The sequence below is a fragment of the Rothia sp. 27098_8_29 genome (assembly GCF_041432785.1).
Classification (GTDB): Bacteria; Actinomycetota; Actinomycetes; order Actinomycetales; family Micrococcaceae; genus Rothia; species Rothia mucilaginosa.
Genome location: NZ_JAPWAI010000001.1, coordinates 532626 through 550183 on the forward strand (window position 1 = coordinate 532626; position 17558 = coordinate 550183).

The 17558-nt window shown below is 61.0% G+C and carries 13 protein-coding genes and 4 tRNA genes; 15 read left to right on the forward strand and 2 right to left on the reverse strand.

Translation table 11 applies throughout. The features are described from left to right. The first annotated feature begins 36 nt into the window (after window positions 1-36). The 3 genes from O3649_RS02160 (at window position 37) to O3649_RS02170 (ending at window position 4064) form a co-directional block, all read left to right on the forward strand. Entirely contained in the window at window positions 37-804 is a 768-nt protein-coding gene (locus O3649_RS02160) for an ABC transporter ATP-binding protein (protein ID WP_049333221.1), read from the forward strand. A gap of 3 nt (window positions 805-807) precedes the next feature. Beyond that, window positions 808-3561 carry an FtsX-like permease family protein gene (locus tag O3649_RS02165; protein WP_371572549.1) on the forward strand — a complete coding sequence of 918 codons (2754 nt, stop codon included), beginning with the start codon at window positions 808-810 and terminating at the stop codon, window positions 3559-3561. Window positions 3562-3746: 185 nt separating this feature from the next. Next, on the forward strand, window positions 3747-4064 hold the full coding sequence (locus O3649_RS02170) for a nucleotidyltransferase family protein (protein ID WP_049345070.1): 318 nt from the start codon (window positions 3747-3749) through the stop codon (window positions 4062-4064). A gap of 156 nt (window positions 4065-4220) precedes the next feature. Here the strand turns inward: O3649_RS02170 and O3649_RS02175 are convergent, their stop codons facing one another. Together O3649_RS02175 and O3649_RS02180 are read right to left on the reverse strand one after the other, a co-directional pair. After that, window positions 4221-5081 (reverse strand): response regulator, encoded by an 861-nt coding sequence (locus O3649_RS02175; protein WP_371572551.1) that lies wholly within the window; start codon window positions 5079-5081, stop codon window positions 4221-4223. A 41-nt stretch (window positions 5082-5122) separates the two neighbouring features. Continuing rightward, a complete protein-coding gene (locus tag O3649_RS02180; protein ID WP_371572553.1) occupies window positions 5123-6550 on the reverse strand; it encodes a histidine kinase in 1428 nt (475 codons plus the stop codon). A 586-nt stretch (window positions 6551-7136) separates the two neighbouring features. On the opposite strand from O3649_RS02180, the gene O3649_RS02185 reads away from it, so the two are divergent. The 12 genes from O3649_RS02185 to def all read left to right on the forward strand — a co-directional run bounded on the left by O3649_RS02185 (window position 7137) and on the right by def (window position 17558). Next, the gene (locus tag O3649_RS02185) at window positions 7137-8501 is read left to right on the forward strand and encodes a hypothetical protein (RefSeq protein ID WP_049348993.1); all 1365 of its coding nucleotides are present in this window, start codon (window positions 7137-7139) and stop codon (window positions 8499-8501) included. Between the two features lie 265 nt (window positions 8502-8766). Further along, window positions 8767-9822: a 3-isopropylmalate dehydrogenase gene (locus O3649_RS02190; RefSeq protein WP_005507402.1), complete on the forward strand. Its 1056-nt coding sequence runs from the start codon at window positions 8767-8769 to the stop codon at window positions 9820-9822. A gap of 354 nt (window positions 9823-10176) precedes the next feature. After that, window positions 10177-11274 carry a branched-chain amino acid aminotransferase gene (locus tag O3649_RS02195; protein ID WP_371572556.1) on the forward strand — a complete coding sequence of 366 codons (1098 nt, stop codon included), beginning with the start codon at window positions 10177-10179 and terminating at the stop codon, window positions 11272-11274. A 225-nt stretch (window positions 11275-11499) separates the two neighbouring features. Continuing rightward, entirely contained in the window at window positions 11500-12252 is a 753-nt protein-coding gene (locus tag O3649_RS02200; RefSeq protein WP_070629415.1) for a fumarylacetoacetate hydrolase family protein, read from the forward strand. Between the two features lie 57 nt (window positions 12253-12309). Further along, a complete protein-coding gene (gene gltX / locus O3649_RS02205) occupies window positions 12310-13821 on the forward strand; it encodes a glutamate--tRNA ligase (protein ID WP_371572558.1) in 1512 nt (503 codons plus the stop codon). 2 nt (window positions 13822-13823) lie between these two features. After that, a complete protein-coding gene (locus O3649_RS02210) occupies window positions 13824-14270 on the forward strand; it encodes a hypothetical protein (protein WP_371572560.1) in 447 nt (148 codons plus the stop codon). Between the two features lie 264 nt (window positions 14271-14534). Beyond that, window positions 14535-14610, forward strand: a tRNA-Gly gene (locus O3649_RS02215). Window positions 14611-15126: 516 nt separating this feature from the next. Next, a tRNA-Gln gene (locus tag O3649_RS02220) sits at window positions 15127-15198 on the forward strand. 22 nt (window positions 15199-15220) lie between these two features. Continuing rightward, window positions 15221-15296, forward strand: a tRNA-Glu gene (locus O3649_RS02225). Window positions 15297-15610: 314 nt separating this feature from the next. Continuing rightward, a tRNA-Val gene (locus O3649_RS02230) sits at window positions 15611-15685 on the forward strand. 108 nt (window positions 15686-15793) lie between these two features. After that, entirely contained in the window at window positions 15794-16642 is an 849-nt protein-coding gene (locus tag O3649_RS02235) for a PD-(D/E)XK nuclease family protein (protein ID WP_294632903.1), read from the forward strand. A gap of 310 nt (window positions 16643-16952) precedes the next feature. Then, the gene (gene def / locus O3649_RS02240) at window positions 16953-17558 is read left to right on the forward strand and encodes a peptide deformylase (protein WP_049337906.1); all 606 of its coding nucleotides are present in this window, start codon (window positions 16953-16955) and stop codon (window positions 17556-17558) included.

A 17558-nucleotide genomic window follows, 5' to 3' on the forward strand; every position in this document is an offset into this window, starting at 1 on the left:
AGTAGTCAGCGCCACATTGCGTGAAATAATTGAACCATGACTACGACAACTCCTCACGCACAGACGGCACAGCCCGCCGTCTCCGCACGAAACCTTTCCAAAACCTACGGCATGGGTGAAGCCACCGTCCACGCCCTCAACAACGTCTCCGTTGACTTTGAGCAGGGAAAGTTCACCGCCATTATGGGTCCCTCCGGCTCGGGTAAGTCCACGCTGATGCAGACCATCGCAACCCTGGACACCCCCGACCCGAACCCGGCAACCTCGATTCGTATTGGCGGTACCGAGCTCTTCGGCCTGAAGGACAACGCCCTCACCGAATTCCGCCGCGAACACATCGGCTTCATCTTCCAGGCGTTCAACCTGGTGCCCACCCTCACCGCGGGCCAGAACATTGACCTGCCCCTGGGCCTTGCCGGTAAGAAGCCGGACCAGCAGTGGCGCGACTACCTGGTCAAGACCCTCGGCCTGGAAACCCGCCTCGACCACCGCCCCGAACAGCTCTCCGGCGGTCAGCAGCAGCGCGTCGCCATCGTGCGCGCCCTGCTCGCACGCCCCGAAGTGGTCTTCGCCGACGAACCGACCGGTAACCTCGACTCCAACTCCGGCGCCGAGGTGCTGCGCCTGCTGCGTGCCGCCGCAACCGACCACGCACAGACCATCCTCATGGTCACCCACGACGCAAACGCCGCCTCCTACGCAGACCGCGTGGTCTTCATCAAGGACGGCATGGTCGCCGGCGAAATGATCGAACCCACCTACGACGCCGTCCTCGGCGCAATGGCACAGCTGGAAGGTCGATAAGCCGTGGCAACCACACTGAACACGGTGGCGCGCTCCAATCTGCGCGCCTCCAAAGGAAAATACGTCCTCACGGGCATAGGCATCGCGATCTCATCCTTCTTCATCGCCGCCATTATGATGCTCACCAACTCGCTGCAGGCGACTGTCAACTCCTCCGTTGGTGACGTGCTCTCCCGCGCCGAGGCGGTTGTCGCCTCCGCCGCTACAACCTCCGACGGTAGAGACAGCACCTCTATCTACCTGACTCGTGACCAGATTCAGAAAGTAGAAAAGAGCGACCTGCTCTCCGGCTACTGGGTACAGTACGCTGTCACGGGTAAGCTCGGCACCGGCGACCAGGCAACCCAGGTGCAGTACGACCAGCTGCCCGCCGACTCTAGCCTCTTCCCGTACAAGGTGCAGGGCAAAATCCCCAGTAGCGACCACGAAATCATGGTCTCTACCTACTTCGCGAAGAAGCACAACCTCTCGCTGAACGGCAAGGTCACCAGCACCGACGTTGTAGAATCCGTCAGTGCCCCCGGTACTGATAAGACCGCCGAATACACCGTCGTCGGTCTGTTCGACCCCGGTTTTGAAGGCTCCACCACCAATCAGGCTGTCTTCATTGGTGGCACCAGCCTCGGCGAAGCCGCCCTGAAGGCAGCCGAGGCAGAAAACAAGAGTTCCGCGGCAGGCTACCGAAGCATGGCTGGCGCGAACCTCATCTACCTCAAGTTCAAGGACGGCGTAACCGACGCCAAACTCAAGAGCCTGCAGGATACCCTCAGCAGCGGCGACACCAAGAACGACCCGCGCGTCATGACCGGTCAGAAGCTGCTGGAGGACTACCAGAAGACCATCTCCACGGTCTTCACCTCCATTAGCGTGGTTCTGGGCGCCTTCGCGGCACTGGCTCTGCTGGTTTCCTCCTTCGTCATCTCCAACACCTTCGCGGTGCTGGTCGGCCAGCGCATCCGTGAACTGGCTCTGCTGCGTACCCTCGGTGCCCGTGGCGGCTCCCTCGTACGGATGCTACTCATCGAATCCATTACCGTGGGCGTGGTGTTCTCCCTCATCGGTGCGCTGTTGACCTACCCGGTTGGCGCGCTGGTTGGTGCAAACCTCACCACCATCATGATTTCGTACTCAATCACCCCGGTGATTATCAGTACCCTGATCTGCACCATCGTGACGGTTCTGGCGTCGCTCTCCCCGGCACGAAGCGCCCTGCGCATCTCGCCCATCAGCGCGATGAGCGAGCACACCAACCTTGAGGTGCGCAAGCCCGGCAAGGTCGGCCCAATCCTGGGTCTGGTCTTCGGTGCCGCAGGTATCGGCCTGGTTATGCTGGCTCAGAACCAGGGTTCCGGTGAGGGCGCCGGCAATAAGGCCATCCTCCTCATGATGGGGGCCGCACTGCTGCTCGGTATTGCGGTCTTCCTCCTCACCCCGCTGGTACTGCCCCCGCTGGTACGTGCCCTCGGTAAGGTCACCCGCACCCAGACCGGCAAGCTGGCGCTCGCCAACGCACTGCGTTCGCCCAAGCGCACCGTCTCCACCGGCCGCGCCGTGCTGGTGGGTACCCTGGTCGTGTCGACTGTGCTCACCGGTTACTCGGTGCTGAGCGCCTCGCTGACCAAGGCCCTGGATCAGCAGTACCCGATTTCTGCGCAGGCAAAGTACAGCTCGTACGACCAGTCTGAGGCTGCCTCCACCGTGACCAAGGCGGAGGAAATCGCCTCCAAGGTCAAGGGTATTAAGAACGTTCAGGCATCCGCCGTCGGTTACGCAGCCGGTGTGGTTGACTACACCGTCGAGTACGAAGGCCAGACCGCCAACCAGAATTCCGACCTGGTGGCGCTGAGCTCCTCCGATTTGAAGGCAATCTTGCCGGGCGAAAACTCGAACCTTGCCGACGACACCGTGCTCGTACCGCAGGGCCTCTGGAAGTCCGCTGGCTTGAACGAATCCAGCCGCCTGAAGGCACACGGCCCGCTCGGCGAAGTGGAACTCAAGCCCGTCAAGTCCGCAACCAAGCAGCACCTGCTGATTGTCAACCCTGCCACCGCCGCCAAGCTGCAGGACGCCAAGAACCCGCAGAAGGTTGCCAACCCTGCCGCTGAGGAAGCTCAGAAGCGCCTGGAAGAAGCAATCGCCAGCGGTGACAAGGAAGCTCAGACGAAGGCAGCTCACCTGACTGTCACCAGCCAGGCAACCGGTAACGACACCGTCGTTCTGGTGCGCGCCGCCTCCCCGCTGACCAGTAGCGAGAACGCGACCCTGCAGGCTGACCTGAACCGAGCCAGCCCGGACAGCTCCTTCACCGGTGGTCTGCAGGAACGTCAGACCTACGACCAGCTGCTGACCGTTATGCTGACCTTCACCCTGGTGATGCTCATGCTCGCAGTGGTCATCTCCATCATTGGTGTGGCGAACACGATGACCCTGTCGGTCAACGAACGCCGCCGCGAGAACGCGATGCTCCGCTCGCTGGGTCTGTCCCGCAAGCAGCTGCGCCGCATGATTTCCATTGAGGCGATTCTGATTACGCTCGCTGCAGTGGTGCTCGGTATGGTTTCCGGTGGTGTGATTGGTAGCCTCTCGGCGCAGATTATTATGTCTTCCATGAGTGCTTCCGCCCCGCTCGTGCTTGACCTGCCGTACGTCTGGTACGTGGTCATCCTCGTGGTGGGTGTGCTCGCCGCGATGCTCGCTTCGGCTCTGCCGGCGGCTCGTTCGGCTCGCATGTCCCCGGTTGAGGGTATGCGCGGCTAACCCGCTGTATCTGGCATAGTTACAGTACCCGGCGAACCCGGATACTCGGCGTGAGAGAGCCCCGGAGGGTGCCCCCGATCAGGAGGCGCCCGCCGGGGCTTCACTGTGTCCTCTAGTCTGCCGTGCTTGTGCTCTCAGACTCTTGGAGCTGACCTGTAGCATGGCTTTGCGCGTATGATGGGTGTATGAGTACTAGCCACCCCAATCTGCGTCGCGGGTACACGCTACCCCATGAAGCGGAGGTTCTTCAGATCCTCCGTGACGCTGGTGTGCGCCGTGCCCGGCTCTTCGGTAGCGCCGCCCGCGGTGAGCTGACCGAAACGAGCGACCTGGATTTTCTGGTGCAGATGCCGGGTGTAGCTCCTTTTGACGAGTTCATGCAGATGGTGGACGCTCAGCACCGTATTGAACAGCTGACCGGCCGCAGCGTGGATATGGTCACCCAGCTACGCCCCCGCATCTACGCGGAGGCTGAACCGGACATGGTGGAGCTGCCGCTATAAGAAGTTGCCTGAGCTGATGAGCGACTTTGAGCGAATCATCGATGAGATACAAGAAACCACTTAACTAAAGAGCCCCGGAGGGTGCCCCTGATAAGGAGGCGCCCGCCGGGGCTTCACTGCGTCCTCTATTCTGCTGTGCCCTTATATAAGGGAGCGCTAGTGGGCGATACCCGCCTCATACGCCATAATGACCGCCTGCACACGATCACGCGCACCCAACTTCGCCAACACATGCGACACATGCGTCTTCACCGTCGCCTCCGAAAGCACCAGCTCCCGCGTAATCTCCGCATTCGACAAGCCACGCGCAATCAGGCCCAGCACCTCAAACTCACGCGGCGACAACTGCTCAATCAACTCACGATGCGGATAATCCTGCACAGGCTCAAAGCTTGCATGCTCAGCCGGAATGAACGTTGCCTTAGGAAGCTCAGAACCAGCAGCCGGGGGAATAGCAGGAACAGACTCAGCGGCAGGAGCGGCAGGAGCGGTAGGAACAACAGGAGCGGGGGAGTCCAGCACCGGAATCATATGCTCCAACAGGCGGCGAGTCGCAGACGGCGCAATCACCGCATCGCCGTGGTGCACCGTACGAATCGCCTCCAGCAGCTGCTCCGGCGGAGTGTCCTTCAACAAGAAACCGCTCGCACCCGCACGCACCGCCGAATACACGTACTCATCAATATCGAAGGTCGTGAGCATAATAATGCGCACCCGCTCATCCTCTTCACGCTCGCCGTCACGCTCCAGAATACGGCGCGCCGCCTCCAGGCCGTCGCAGTGCGGCATGCGCACATCCATGAGGATGACCTGCGGCGCCTGCCCCTCAGAGACCATGCGGTCAAAAACGTCAATCGCCGCCAGACCGTCATCAGCCTCCATGACGACCTGCAGGTCCGGCTGGGAGTTGACGAGCATGCTCAGGCCGCCGCGCACTAGGCGCTGGTCGTCAACGAGCATCACGCGAATCGGCTGGGTGGTCTGTGGTGCAGAAGTCTGTGGTGCAGAAGAGTACATAGTTTCAATCCTAGATCACGAGGTAGTAGAGGGCACCGCTATTAGAGGTCGCGGTAGGGCAGCGCCGCCTCAACGAGCCAGCCGCCATCAGGCTGCAGACCGTATGTGAGGGTGCCGTGGTAGAGGGCGATGCGCTCGCTCATGCCGCGCAGACCGTTACCGCTACCGGGTACCGGGCGGGCAATGTGCTGAGCCGCGGCAGAGGAAACCGGGTCGTTCTGCACCCACAAGTGCAGACCGTCCTTACCCCAGTGAATGGCGACGGTGGTTGCGGCGCCGGGGGAGTGCTTGAGCGCGTTGGTGAGCGCCTCCTGCACGGTGCGGTACGCCGCCAGCTCGGCGCCCTGCGGTAGGGTGCGTGCCATGGTGCCGGTGATTCCGGTGCCGGTGATTCCGGTGAAGGTGACGGGTAGCCCGGCGCGGCGGCTCTGCTCCACGAGGGCGGGCACATCGTTGAGGGTGGGCACGGGCGCGTAGGCGATCGCCTCGTCGGTGCGGAGCAGCCCGAGGAGGGAACGCATCTGGGTAAGGGAGTCGCGGGCGGTCTCGGCGATGAGCTCGAGGGTCTGCTCGGCAATATCCGGCGTATTCTGCTGCTGAGCCTGACCCGCCTGCTTTGCCTGTTCTACCTGCTGTGCGCGTGCGGTGCGGGTGCTCGCGGCTGCGTAGCGTGCCCCGTCCGCCTGGGAAATAATGCTGGAGAGCGAGTGCGCCACAATATCGTGCATTTCGCGGGCGATGCGGGTGCGTTCGTCCTGCGCTGCGAGGCGGCGTTCCTGTTCCTGCTCGTATTCGAGGCGGCGGGCGCGTTCTTTGAATTCCTCGCTGCGCAGTTCGCGCATGCGGCGGGAGTCGCCGAGGAACCAGAAGACGGTGAAGATGGATCCGCAGAGCACGCCGAGCATCAGGGAGATGAAGATGCGGGCGGGCATGTCGTCCCAGTGGTAGAGGAACGAGAGCGAGGCCTGCACGGTGACGGCGAGTGCGCCGACCCAGCCGAGAATGAGGCCGCGGAAGCGGGCGCGGCGGGTCCAGTGCCGACCGATATGGTAGGCGGCGAGGCTGACGGGCGGGTAGCAGGTGATGGCGAGTGAGTCGGGGAAGGGCTCCACGAGGGTGAGGCAGAGCGCCGCGATGACCACGTAGATGCTGCCGTAGGGGAAGCGGTAGCGGAAGTAGAGCGCGGTGGTGCTGCAGAGCGCGGAGATGAGCGGGATCCAGCCGTAGTTGTTGACGAAGGCAACGGAGAGCATGCAGCAGAAGAACTGCATGTGTGCGACGACGAGGACGTTCATCCAGCTGCGTTTGTCTCTGATGTAGTTTTGCACGCGGCTGGAGGCGCTGATTGCGTCGGCGGGTAGGTCGCTGCTTTCTGAGATGCCGAGGGTATGCGTTACGGCGTAGCCTGATTCGGCTGTCTCGGTGCTGTTCTGTGGGTTCTTCTGGGGTTCGGTGTGCTTGAGGGGCATGTTTCCAGTGTATCTGGGTGTTTGTGAGGGGTTGGGGCCTCTTTTGTGCTCTCACATGCAGGAATATTCTGTGGGTTTGTGTGTGTGGGTGTGTGCTTGCGTGTGTGTGACACGCTAAAAACATCTATTTTTAGTGACCTTGATTACTTTTTTGTAGATTATTTATTCAACTAAAGCTTGAGGGTTTGGGGTTGTATGGGGTTCGAATTCGGGTTTAAGAGACCTGTAACTCCCTTAAGTAACCTATTTTGGTTGAAAAACCTTCAACTAAGGCGGAGAGTTTAAGGGAAACCCCCTCATCAAACCATTTTTGGAACCATTGCGGGATAGGTTCTTGATGGGTATAGTTTTAGCCGTACCCGAAATCTGCGCCCGAGGTCTAAGGCCTTACAGAACGAACACCAAGCGTTCTGAAGCGCGTCTCCCTATGTAGGGGAGCGGAGTACAGCATTATGTCGTTATCACCAGAGGTTAGGCGCAAGCCTACTTCACTCACTCGAATCTCATCAGGTGACGTTCTTCGCCGCGCACGACGGCGGGTGATAACTTTTATTCCTCAAAATGACATCACTCTCGAAGGACATACATGTCTACTAACATTTCTCGCCGCAAGGTTGTCGCTGGCGCAGCATGGGCTGCTCCGGTTGTCGCAGCATCTGCTGCAGTTCCCGCTTTCGCTTCCTCCACTGTTTGTGAGTGGGAAGAGACCGTAGCTTACTCCGCAAACGGCGCCGCATCCGGTGCTAAGGGCACCGCATCCTTCGTCGTTCCCGCACTGGTCGACAAGATCAAGTTCGAGGTCGTCGGTGGCGCTGGTGGTACCAACTACGACGATATGGCAGCAGGTTCCGGTGCAAAGATCACCGGTATCATCGAGGTCAAGCCCGGCCAGACCGTTCAGCTCATCGGCGCAGCCGGTGGTATTGGTAACGGCCCCCTGACTGCAGCTGAGGGTGGTGAGGGCTACGGTAACGGTGGTTCCTCCAACCTGCCCAACCCCATCCCCTCCAGCATCATGCAGCAGGTCAACACTATTTGGCCCGCTAACTCCCCCCTGAAGCGTATTACCTACTCCGCATCCGGTGGTGGCTCCTCCGCTCTGGTTATCGACGGTACCCCCGTTGCAGTCGCAGGTGGCGGTGGTGGCGCTGGCTTCATCAACAACGGTGGCGCTAACAACAACCCCCAGTACATGGAAGCTGGCGCAGTGACCGCTTCTTGGCAGTGGCCCTCCGGCGCAAAGCGCAACGGCAACATCATCTTCGGTTCCACCGGTGGTTCCGCTGACGGTGCATCGGGTTCTGCAGGTCTTGAAGGCTTCGGTATCTACGACGCTGACAACTCTATCCGCGAAACCGTTGAGGCCGGTGAAGGTGGCGCAAACGGTATCGGTGGTAACGGTGGTGCTAAGACCGCTCTGCACACCGGCAAGTCCCCGAACGGTGTTCTGGGCTTCTCCTCCGCCAACAACCAGGAGATTTACCAGTCCTCCAAGTCCGGTAACAATGGTGGCTCCGGCTTCACCGGTGCCGGTGGTGACGGTGTAGCATCCTACTCCTACCTGATCGACAACAACGATCGCACCAAGAAGGAAGAGGGTACCCACAACGGTACCGGTTACGCTCTCGAGTACTCCTCCATCGGCTTCAACTTCAACGGCTACGAGTCCGTCATCTCCGCAGGTGGTGGCGCAGGCTACGGTGGCGGTGGCTCCGGTGCTTCCAGCTCCTCCTCCGCAATCGTTCTGACCCAGAAGTGGAACAACAACCCCAACGGTATCCGCCAGAACGTCTCCTTCGGCCAGCTCGGCGGCGGCGGCGGCGCAGGTGGTTCCTACGTTGCTCCCGGTGTTTCCGGCGGTACCATTACCTCCGCAGGTAACGCTCCGACCGCTCGTAGCGAACGTGGCAACGGCTACGTCAAGGTCACCCTCTGCAAGCGCACCGCGTAATTGCATAGACCTTTAGGGCTCTCACTCTGAGTGAGAACTCGTAACGATATTCCCCGGCTGATAATTCAGCCGGGGAATATTGTTTTAACCGGTAGAGGCTGAACACCACAGAATCCAGAACCCCAGACTTCAGGAGGCGGGTCTGGGTCAAGGCGCTGCCGGGCAGAGACTGGGGGGGGGGTAGCCCAGAGCCCGTCTAGCCCAGAGTCTGAGAACCCGCCCGCACACTCTACCGCCCACCCGCGGCGCGTATTACGGTAGAGGCATGACTGAAGCACGTAGCATCGACCTCGCCGTCATCCCCGGCGACGGCATCGGCCCCGAAATCATTACCGAAGCCCAGCGCATCCTCACCCGCGCCTGCGAGCTCGAAAACATCACCGTAACCCCCACCCACTACAAGCTCGGCGCCGAGCACTGGCTGGAAACCGGTGAAACCCTGCCCGACTCCACCATGGACGCCCTCAAGCAGCACGACGCGATCCTCTTCGGCGCCATCGGTGCAGACCCGCGCAGCGGCAAGATTCCCTCCGGCCTCATCGAACGCGAAATGCTCCTGAAGCTGCGCTTCGCCTTCGACCACTACATCAACCTGCGCCCCTCCCGCCTGTACCCCGGCGCAGTTTCCCCGCTTGCCAACCCCGGCAACATCGACTTCGTCGTCGTGCGTGAAGGCACCGAAGGCCCCTACATCGGCAACGGCGGCGTGATTCGCCAGGGCACCCCGCACGAAATCGCCACCGAAGTCTCCCTCAACACCGCGCACGGCGTGGAGCGCCTGGTACGCTACGCCTTCGAGCTGGCGTCCACCCGCCGCAAGAAGGTCACCCTCGTGCACAAGACCAACGTGCTCACCCACGCAGGTCGCCTCTACAATCGCTACTTCACCGAAATCGCGGCTGAATTCCCCGAGGTTGAGACCGACTACCTGCACATTGACGCGACCACCATCTTCATGGTCACCGACCCCGCCCGCTTCGACGTGATCGTCACCGACAACCTCTTCGGCGACATCATCACCGACCTCGCAGGTGCAGTGACCGGCGGTATCGGCTACGCGGCAAGCGGCAACATCAACGCCGTCGGCGAGTTCCCCTCCATGTTCGAGCCCGTTCACGGCTCCGCACCGGACATCGCCCGCCAGAACAAGGCAAACCCCACCGCCGCAATCCTCGCTGGTGCCATGCTGCTGCGCCACCTCGGCCACGATGCAGCCGCAGCCCGCATTGAGGACGCCGTCGAAGCAGATATGCGCGAAAACGGCGCCACCGTGCGCGGAACCGATCAGGTTGGCGCGGACGTGCTCGCACGCCTCGGTTAATACTTGCCCGGCTAAAACTGGCTCGGCTAAAACGTGAACTACGCTAGTGAAGCCCGGAAGGAACACACCTTCCGGGCTTCACCTGTTCACATCCTGAATGGGAGAAAAGGTGCGCATGCGGCAAACGCATCTTTCCGGTACTCTAAACAGGTCAGGCACACCCGCCCGGCACCTCGGCGGTGGACACCATCCACCACTAGCTTTGATGCATCCAACTAGCACAGACCGCTAGATGCACCATCTGCCCCGCACGACAACGCGCCCGGCGGCACACACCGGTCCCTCGCCCCGCCGCGAGAACCGCCACTCAAAGAACGCCCACAGAGGCAACTAGACGAAGAGGAACGCAGAACGATGGCAACCGAATTCAGCCACGAAGCAAACCAGTCACCCGCCACCGCCGAACGCCGCGCCGAAATCCTTGCAAACCCCGGCTTCGGTGACTACTTCAGCGACCACATGGTCACCATCGACTGGGAAGGCGACTACAAGACCGGCGGCACCTGGTACGACGCACGAGTTCACCCCTACGGCCCGCTCGTCCTCGACCCCGCAGCATCCGTGTTCCACTACGGCCAGGAAATCTTCGAAGGCATCAAGGGCTACCGCCACGCCGACGGCTCCGTGTGGACCTTCCGCCCCGAAAAGAACGCGGCACGCTTCGCGAACTCCGCACGCCGCCTGTCCCTGCCTGAACTGCCCGCCGAGACCTTCATTGAATCCCTGCGCGAACTCGTGAAGATGGACGAGCAGTGGGTACCCACCGGCGACGGTGAAGCCTTCTACTTCCGCCCCTTCATGATCGCAACCGAAGCGTACCTCGGCGTGCGCCCCGCAAAGCACGTGCAGTACCACGTGATCGGCTCGCCCGCAGGTAACTACTTCGGCACCCCCGAACCCGTGGACATCTGGCTCTCCACCACTTACGCCCGCGCAGGCGAAGGCGGTACCGGTGCGGCAAAGTGCGGCGGTAACTACGCAGCATCCATGATCGCCCAGACCGAAGGTGAAAAGCACGGCTGCAAGCAGGTCATCTTCAAGGATCCGCACCGCGGCGACGCCATCGAAGAGCTCGGCGGCATGAACGTGTTCTTCATCTTCGGCAAGGAAAACAAGATCGTCACCCCCGAACTGACCGGCACCATCCTGGAGGGCGTGACCCGCTCCTCGCTGATTCAGCTCGCCAAGGACCGCGGCATGACCGTGGAGGAGCGCGCTATCACCCTCACCGAGTGGCGTGAAGGCGTGGCAAACGGCGACATCACCGAAATCTTCGCCTGCGGCACCGCAGCAGTGGTCGCCCCCATCGGCAAGCTCAAGGCAGAAGACTTCGAAATCCCGGCACCCACCGAGCACTTCGGCGAAATCTCTAAGAGCCTGCGCGAAGAGCTCGTCGGCATTCAGCTGGGCACCGTTGAGGACCGCCACGGCTGGATGACCCGCCTCATCTAAAACGTGAATCTAACGTAACCCGCGAAATCCCCGCAGGATGCGCTCCCACCCGGAACGCACACCCGCGGGGATTCGCTGTGTCCGGTAAATGCTGTAGGGGAGGGGAGGCGCACCCCGCCGAACCTAATAGCGTTGAACCCCGCGGGGATTCGCTGTGCCCGCTAAAACCTGCCTTGCCAATTCCGCCCGCCGCCCGCGCCCTCGAAGGCTGGTACCCTAGAAAGTATGCGTATTGCACGATTTACCGTAAATAATGAGCTCCACTTCGGGCTGGTAGAAGGCGACGCAGGCGAAGAAACCCTGCGCGTACTCGCCGGCGACCCCTTCTACTCGGGCGTCGAACCGACCGGCACGACCTACCCCATCGATCAGGTGCGTCTGCTCGCCCCGATTATTCCCCGCTCCAAGGTGATTGGAGCGATCGCAAACTGGGCTGGAACCGAGGCGCCCGCCTCCCCGCAGTTCTTCCTCAAGCCCAACACCACCGTGATTGGCCCCGGCGACCCCGTGACCCTGCCCGAGTACTCCGAAGCCGTCAGCGCAGAAGGTGAACTCGCCGTCATTATCGGTCGTATCGCCAAGTCCGTGCCTCTTGAGCGCGTGCACGAAGTCATCTTCGGCTACACCGTAGCCAATGACCTCACCGCCCGCGACCTGCTCGAAGACCGCCAGTGGACCCGCGCGAAGGGCTTCGACGGCTCCACCCCGCTCGGCCCCTGGATCGAAACCGACCTGGACACCGACTCGCTGAACATCACCACCTGGGTTGACGGCGACGTCGTGCAGGAAGGCAACACCTCCGAAATGCACTACTCCGTAGCCGAGCAGGTTGCCGCAGCCTCCGAAATCTTCACCCTGCTGCCCGGCGACGTACTGCTCACCGGCACCCCCGCCGGCATCAGCGTACTGCGCGACGGCAACGAAGTAGAGGTCGAAGTCGAAGGCATCGGCTCCCTCGTCACCCGCGTGCGCGACTAAGCAGCCCGCCCCCAAAAACGTAACGTACATCCTGAAACACACCGTCAAGGAGACATCATGACCGAATACCACGGTCCCGTACTCAACAGCCCCGCAGACACCCGCGTCCGCTTCTGCCCCTCGCCCACCGGCACCCCGCACGTGGGCATGGTCCGCACCGCCCTCTTCAACTGGGCGTACGCACGCCACACCGGCGGCAAGCTGATCTTCCGCATCGAGGACACCGACGCCGCACGCGACTCCGAAGAGTCGTTCAACCAGGTGCTCGAATCCCTGCACTGGCTCGGCATCAACTGGGACGAAGGCGTGGGCGTTGGCGGCCCGCACGAGCCCTACCGCCAGTCCGAGCGTAAGACCGCCGGCATCTACAACGAGATCTTCGAAAAGCTCGTTGAGGGCGGCTACGTGTACGAAGACTTCTCCACCCCCGACGAGGTGAAGGAACGCCGCAAGGCAGCCGGTCAGGACCCGCAGCTCGGCTACGACAACTACGACCGCAACCTCACCGAAGAGCAGAAGGAAGCCTACCGCGCAGAAGGCCGCCAGCCCGTGTGGCGCCTGCGCATGCCCGACGAGGACATCACCTTCAACGACCTCGTTCGCGGTGAAATCACCTTCAAGGCAGGCACCGTACCCGACTACGTGGTCGTCCGCTCCAACGGCGACCCGCTGTACACCTTCGTGAACCCCGTCGACGACGCACTCATGGGCATCACCCACGTGCTGCGCGGCGAGGACCTGCTCTCCTCCACCCCGCGTCAGATCGCGCTCTACCGCGCGCTCATCGACACCGGCGTGACCAGCTTCATTCCCGAATTCGGCCACCTGCCCTACGTCATGGGCCAGGGCAACAAGAAGCTCTCCAAGCGCGACCCCGAGTCGAACCTCTTCCTGCTGCGCGACTCCGGCTTCATCAAGGAAGGTCTGCTGAACTACCTGTCCCTGCTGGGCTGGTCCCTCTCCGCAGACCAGGACGTCTTCAGCATCGACGAGCTCGTCGAGCACTTCGACGTACACGACGTTGTCGCCAACCCCGCACGCTTCGACGTGAAGAAGGCAGAGTCCATCAACGGCGACCACATCCGTGCGCTCGACCCCAAGGACTTCCGCGACCGCCTCATCCCGTACCTGCAGGCTGCAGGCGTACTCGGCGAGACCCTCACCGAGCGTGAAGAGCAGGTCCTCACCGAAGCTGCACCCCTCGTCCAGGAGCGCATGCAGCTGCTCGGCGAAGCACCCGGCCTGCTCGCATTCCTCTTCAAGAGCGACGACGAGATTACCGTGGCTGACGACGCACGCAAGCAGCTCAAGGAATCCGCACCGCAGGTCCTCGCCGCCGCAATCGAAGCTCTGGAGCCCCTCGAGGACTTCACCGCAGCCAGCATTGAGGCAGCCCTGCGCGCCGCAATCGTCGACGGCCTGGAAATCAAGCCGCGCCTCGCATTCGGCCCCGTGCGCATCGCAGTGTCCGGTGAGCGTATCTCCCCGCCCTTGTTCGAATCCATGGAAATCCTGGGCAAGGAATCCTCCCTCGCACGTCTGCGCAAGCTTGCCGCTGAACTGAGCTAACTATGAAACAGTCAATCATGGGGAAGGCGCTGCTGAAGGGCTCCATCATGGCGCTCACCAACGCCTGCATTATCTGGCTGATTCTGTACATCGCCAACATGGACAAGTCCGTCTTGATGGTGGTCGCTGTTGTCGTTGCGGCAGCCTTCGGATACGTGACTGCCTACTTCGAGGCGCGCGCCGCCCTGAACGCTCAAGAAGCTCAGGCACGGCACGCCCGCGGCGGCGACGTCAGCAGTTCGTCTGACGGCGTAGACACCTCGGACTCTTCGCGTGAAGAGGACGACGAAGACGACTTCGTGGACCCGGGACCCGACCCGGACGCGGGCGACTTCGACGCCGGAAGCTCCAGCAGCTCCAGCAGTTCGGACTACAGCAGCTACAGTAGCTCCGACTACTCTGGCGGCGGCGACTCCGGTGGAGGCGACTCCGGCGGCAGCAGCGACTAAGCTCTAGAGAATCCCCTTATCCAGCGGGAATCTGACGACCGAAAGGTCTGAAGGAAACCCGGTGGATAAGGGGATTTTTCATAAATTTGAGAATATTTTTTGTGATGGGTGTTTCCTGTAAAACTACTAGTCAGTATGTTTTATTGGGGTGAATCTGCCTCCATTTTGGGGAGTGTGGCAAGAATTTGGTTTGCGCACCCCGGCAAAGGCTCGTATAGTAGTACCTGTTGTTGCGACGAACTGAAAAGTTCAAAGCGAAAACATGCGGTTGTAGCTCAGTTGGTAGAGCACCACCTTGCCAAGGTGGATGTCGCGAGTTCAAGTCTCGTCAACCGCTCCACTTAAGCCCCGAGGTTCGCCTCGGGGCTTTTTCGTTGTCTCCGGTTTTTATTACCTCCGGGTTTTTGCCGTCTCCGGGAGTTTTAGTTTTTGGAGGGGTGGGGGTCCTGTGATCTTTCCCGAGGTGTTGCTTGGGTGGGTTGGCTACCGGGGTGCTTTGGCTATCTGGTTACCTGACTGCCCGGTCATCTGGCTATCGGGAGGCAGTGCAGGAAAAAATCTTCAAAAAATTTTGGGACACAAAGCATGCAGGGGAGGGGGTAAAACTGTTCTGAGCCCCCTTGAAGACGCTTTGAAGGGTGAAAATCGGCCCCAGAACCCTCTTTTTGAAGAAATTTAAAAAACTTTTTAACCTCAAAAACCCCGGAAACACGCGGAAGTAGCGGGCATAAAACCGTGAATGTGAGGCGGCTCTCCAGATTTCGGCTTGCACGCCTCCAGAAAGACCCGTATAGTTATTACTCGTTCCGGTGAAAAGCCGAAAGGCGAAAAGCGGAACGGTAACTCAATAGAGTAATGGGATATGGTGTAATTGGCAACACGAAGGTTTCTGGTTCCTTTGTTCTAGGTTCGAGTCCTGGTATCCCAGCTAACCTCCTCACGGAGGTTGCGGCCCCATCGTATAGCGGCCTAGTACTCCGCCCTCTCACGGCGGCAACACCGGTTCAAATCCGGTTGGGGTCACCACTAGGAAAAAAGCCTGGTTTCTTCGGAAGCCAGGCTTTTTTGTTTATCCAGTGAAACCGGACTGAGATTCGGTCATGACTTAGCGACTTCAGCCATGGTTAAAAGCTATCCCTCAAGACGCTAACCCAGCCCCAAAGTCCGTACCTCATGACCAGAGTCCATAAGTCATTACTGAACCTGCAGTCACCTCTGGTGGGATGATCTTTTAGATTCCATGGTGCCGCCGCATACTCACCGGGAAGGGAACGGGAAGAAAAAAAGGGGAGCGCAAAATTTGACCTTCACGCTAAGCCTCGGTATAGTCTTATCCGTAAGCGTGATTGGCGCAGTGGTAGCGCGCTTCGTTCACACCGAAGAGGTCACTGGTTCGAACCCAGTATCACGCACCAATAACCCCCGTTTCAAGGAACGGGGGTTTTATTATGCCCACCGGTATTTGTGCCCGCAAGCAGTACAAACCCAGCCGCGGACACAACCACCCGAGAATGAGGTACCCCGTGACAACACCCGAACTCGCCGCAGCCACCGACTACGGACGCATGTACGCGCGCGTCCGCGGAGGAGAACCCCTCGTCCCCTCCATCACCACCGTCATCGGGCAGCACGCCAACGACCTCAGCGGCTGGCACGGGTACATGGCCGCCAAAGCCGCCCTCGAAGACCAGCGCGCCTACCGCGCCACCGGATCCCACGGCCTCAAATTCGCCATTATCCGCGACGCAGCCAGCGCCTCCGAACGATACCGCGACGCAGCTGCCGCCCGAGGCGACCGCGTCCACAACTATGCTGAAGCCGTCGCCCTACGCGCCATGGGCCGCGAACACAACCTCGACGAAAACCGCGAACAGCTCATCATCAACGGCGAACAAGCCTACGCCGACCGCTTCGACGAATGGTGGGAAGCCTTCAAGCCCCGCCCCCTCGCCGCCGAAGTCACCATCTGGAACGACACCGTCGGCTACGCGGGAACCCTCGACCTCGTCGCAGAAATCGCAGGACGAACCTGCATCATCGACTACAAAACCAAAGGCACCGACAAACGCGGCCGCGTCAAAGCACTCGACGAAAAAGTCGTCATGCAGCTCGTCGCCGGACTCAAAGCCGAAGAATCCATCGTCGACCCCGACGAAGGCACCTGGGAACCCTGGAAATACGGTGACGCGCCCGTCCTCATGGGCGTAGCCCTCGGCGAAACGCAGGTGCTGCCGCAGCAGGCAAACCCCGCCGTGCTCGAACGTAACTGGTACAAGTTCTGCGCCCTGCGCCGCGTCTGGGAATTCGACCGCCAGGTCCAAGAATTTGAAGACCCTGCGCTCATGCCCGTAGTACCCCCGCCCGCGGCATAGGGGAGTAGCGGGCATAGGGGAGAGGATCAAACCCCCGAGGAGATGAGCGCTGGGAGGTGAAGCTCAGCCCTCACCCTACCGCCTCCACCCCCAGCGCCTCGATTCGTTCTAGATTCGCGCTACTGAATCGGCGACAATAGAACAATAGGCAGAACGGCGCACCTGCTGTGAAGAATGCGCCCGCTGTGAAGAACCCGCTACTGAGAAAACCGCCAGCGCAGTTTCACCCGCGAGGTTCTACCAGCGCAGTTCTGCCGCCATATTGAAATCCGTAAGCACATTCCCGGCACACCGCCGGCAAAGGAGGACCATGACCATCCTGAGCATCCGCACCGTAGGCGACCCGGTGCTGCGCAGCGTCTGCGACCCCATCACCGTCTTCGACGACGACCTGGCACGACTCATCGACGACATGCTAGAAACCATGTACGACGTGGGCGGCGTGGGCCTTGCCGGCCCGCAGGTTGGTATCTCCAAACAGATCTTCACCTTCGGCGGCATTGACGACCGCGAAGGCTACATCATCAACCCCGTGCTCGAAGTCGGCGAAGAAGACCAGGAAGGCGGCGAAGGCTGCCTGTCCGTGCCCGGTCAGAAGTCCGCGACCCCGCGCAAGAACTGGGCGCGCGTGACCGGCGTGGACCGCCACGGCGAACCCCTCGTGCTGGAGGGTGAGGGCCTGTTCGCGCGCATGCTACAGCACGAAACCGACCACCTGCACGGCAAGCTGTTCATCGACCGTCTCGTGGGTGAAGACCGCCAGCGCGTGATGCGTGCCCTGCGCGCAGCAGACTACAACAATGTCGCCGCGAAGACCGTGACCGAGCGTGCAACCCGCGTGGGCGGTGCCTTCGGCGGCGGCGGTGCGTTCGGTGCCGGTTCTGCCGGTTCCTCCTTCGGTAGCTTCGGAAAGTAG

Bases quoted from the DNA above. Each gene is read 5' to 3' on its own strand.
- O3649_RS02195 (WP_371572556.1), top strand. From the start codon at position 10,177: ATGGCAACCGAATTCAGCCACGAAGCAAACCAGTCACCCGCCACCGCC.
- O3649_RS02210 (WP_371572560.1), top strand. From the start codon at position 13,824: ATGAAACAGTCAATCATGGGGAAGGCGCTGCTGAAGGGCTCCATCATG.
- O3649_RS02175 (WP_371572551.1), bottom strand. From the start codon at position 5,081: ATGTACTCTTCTGCACCACAGACTTCTGCACCACAGACCACCCAGCCG.
- O3649_RS02185 (WP_049348993.1), top strand. From the start codon at position 7,137: ATGTCTACTAACATTTCTCGCCGCAAGGTTGTCGCTGGCGCAGCATGG.
- O3649_RS02170 (WP_049345070.1), top strand. From the start codon at position 3,747: ATGAGTACTAGCCACCCCAATCTGCGTCGCGGGTACACGCTACCCCAT.
- O3649_RS02190 (WP_005507402.1), top strand. From the start codon at position 8,767: ATGACTGAAGCACGTAGCATCGACCTCGCCGTCATCCCCGGCGACGGC.
- gltX (WP_371572558.1), top strand. From the start codon at position 12,310: ATGACCGAATACCACGGTCCCGTACTCAACAGCCCCGCAGACACCCGC.
- O3649_RS02200 (WP_070629415.1), top strand. From the start codon at position 11,500: ATGCGTATTGCACGATTTACCGTAAATAATGAGCTCCACTTCGGGCTG.
- O3649_RS02180 (WP_371572553.1), bottom strand. From the start codon at position 6,550: ATGCCCCTCAAGCACACCGAACCCCAGAAGAACCCACAGAACAGCACC.
- O3649_RS02160 (WP_049333221.1), top strand. From the start codon at position 37: ATGACTACGACAACTCCTCACGCACAGACGGCACAGCCCGCCGTCTCC.
- def (WP_049337906.1), top strand. From the start codon at position 16,953: ATGACCATCCTGAGCATCCGCACCGTAGGCGACCCGGTGCTGCGCAGC.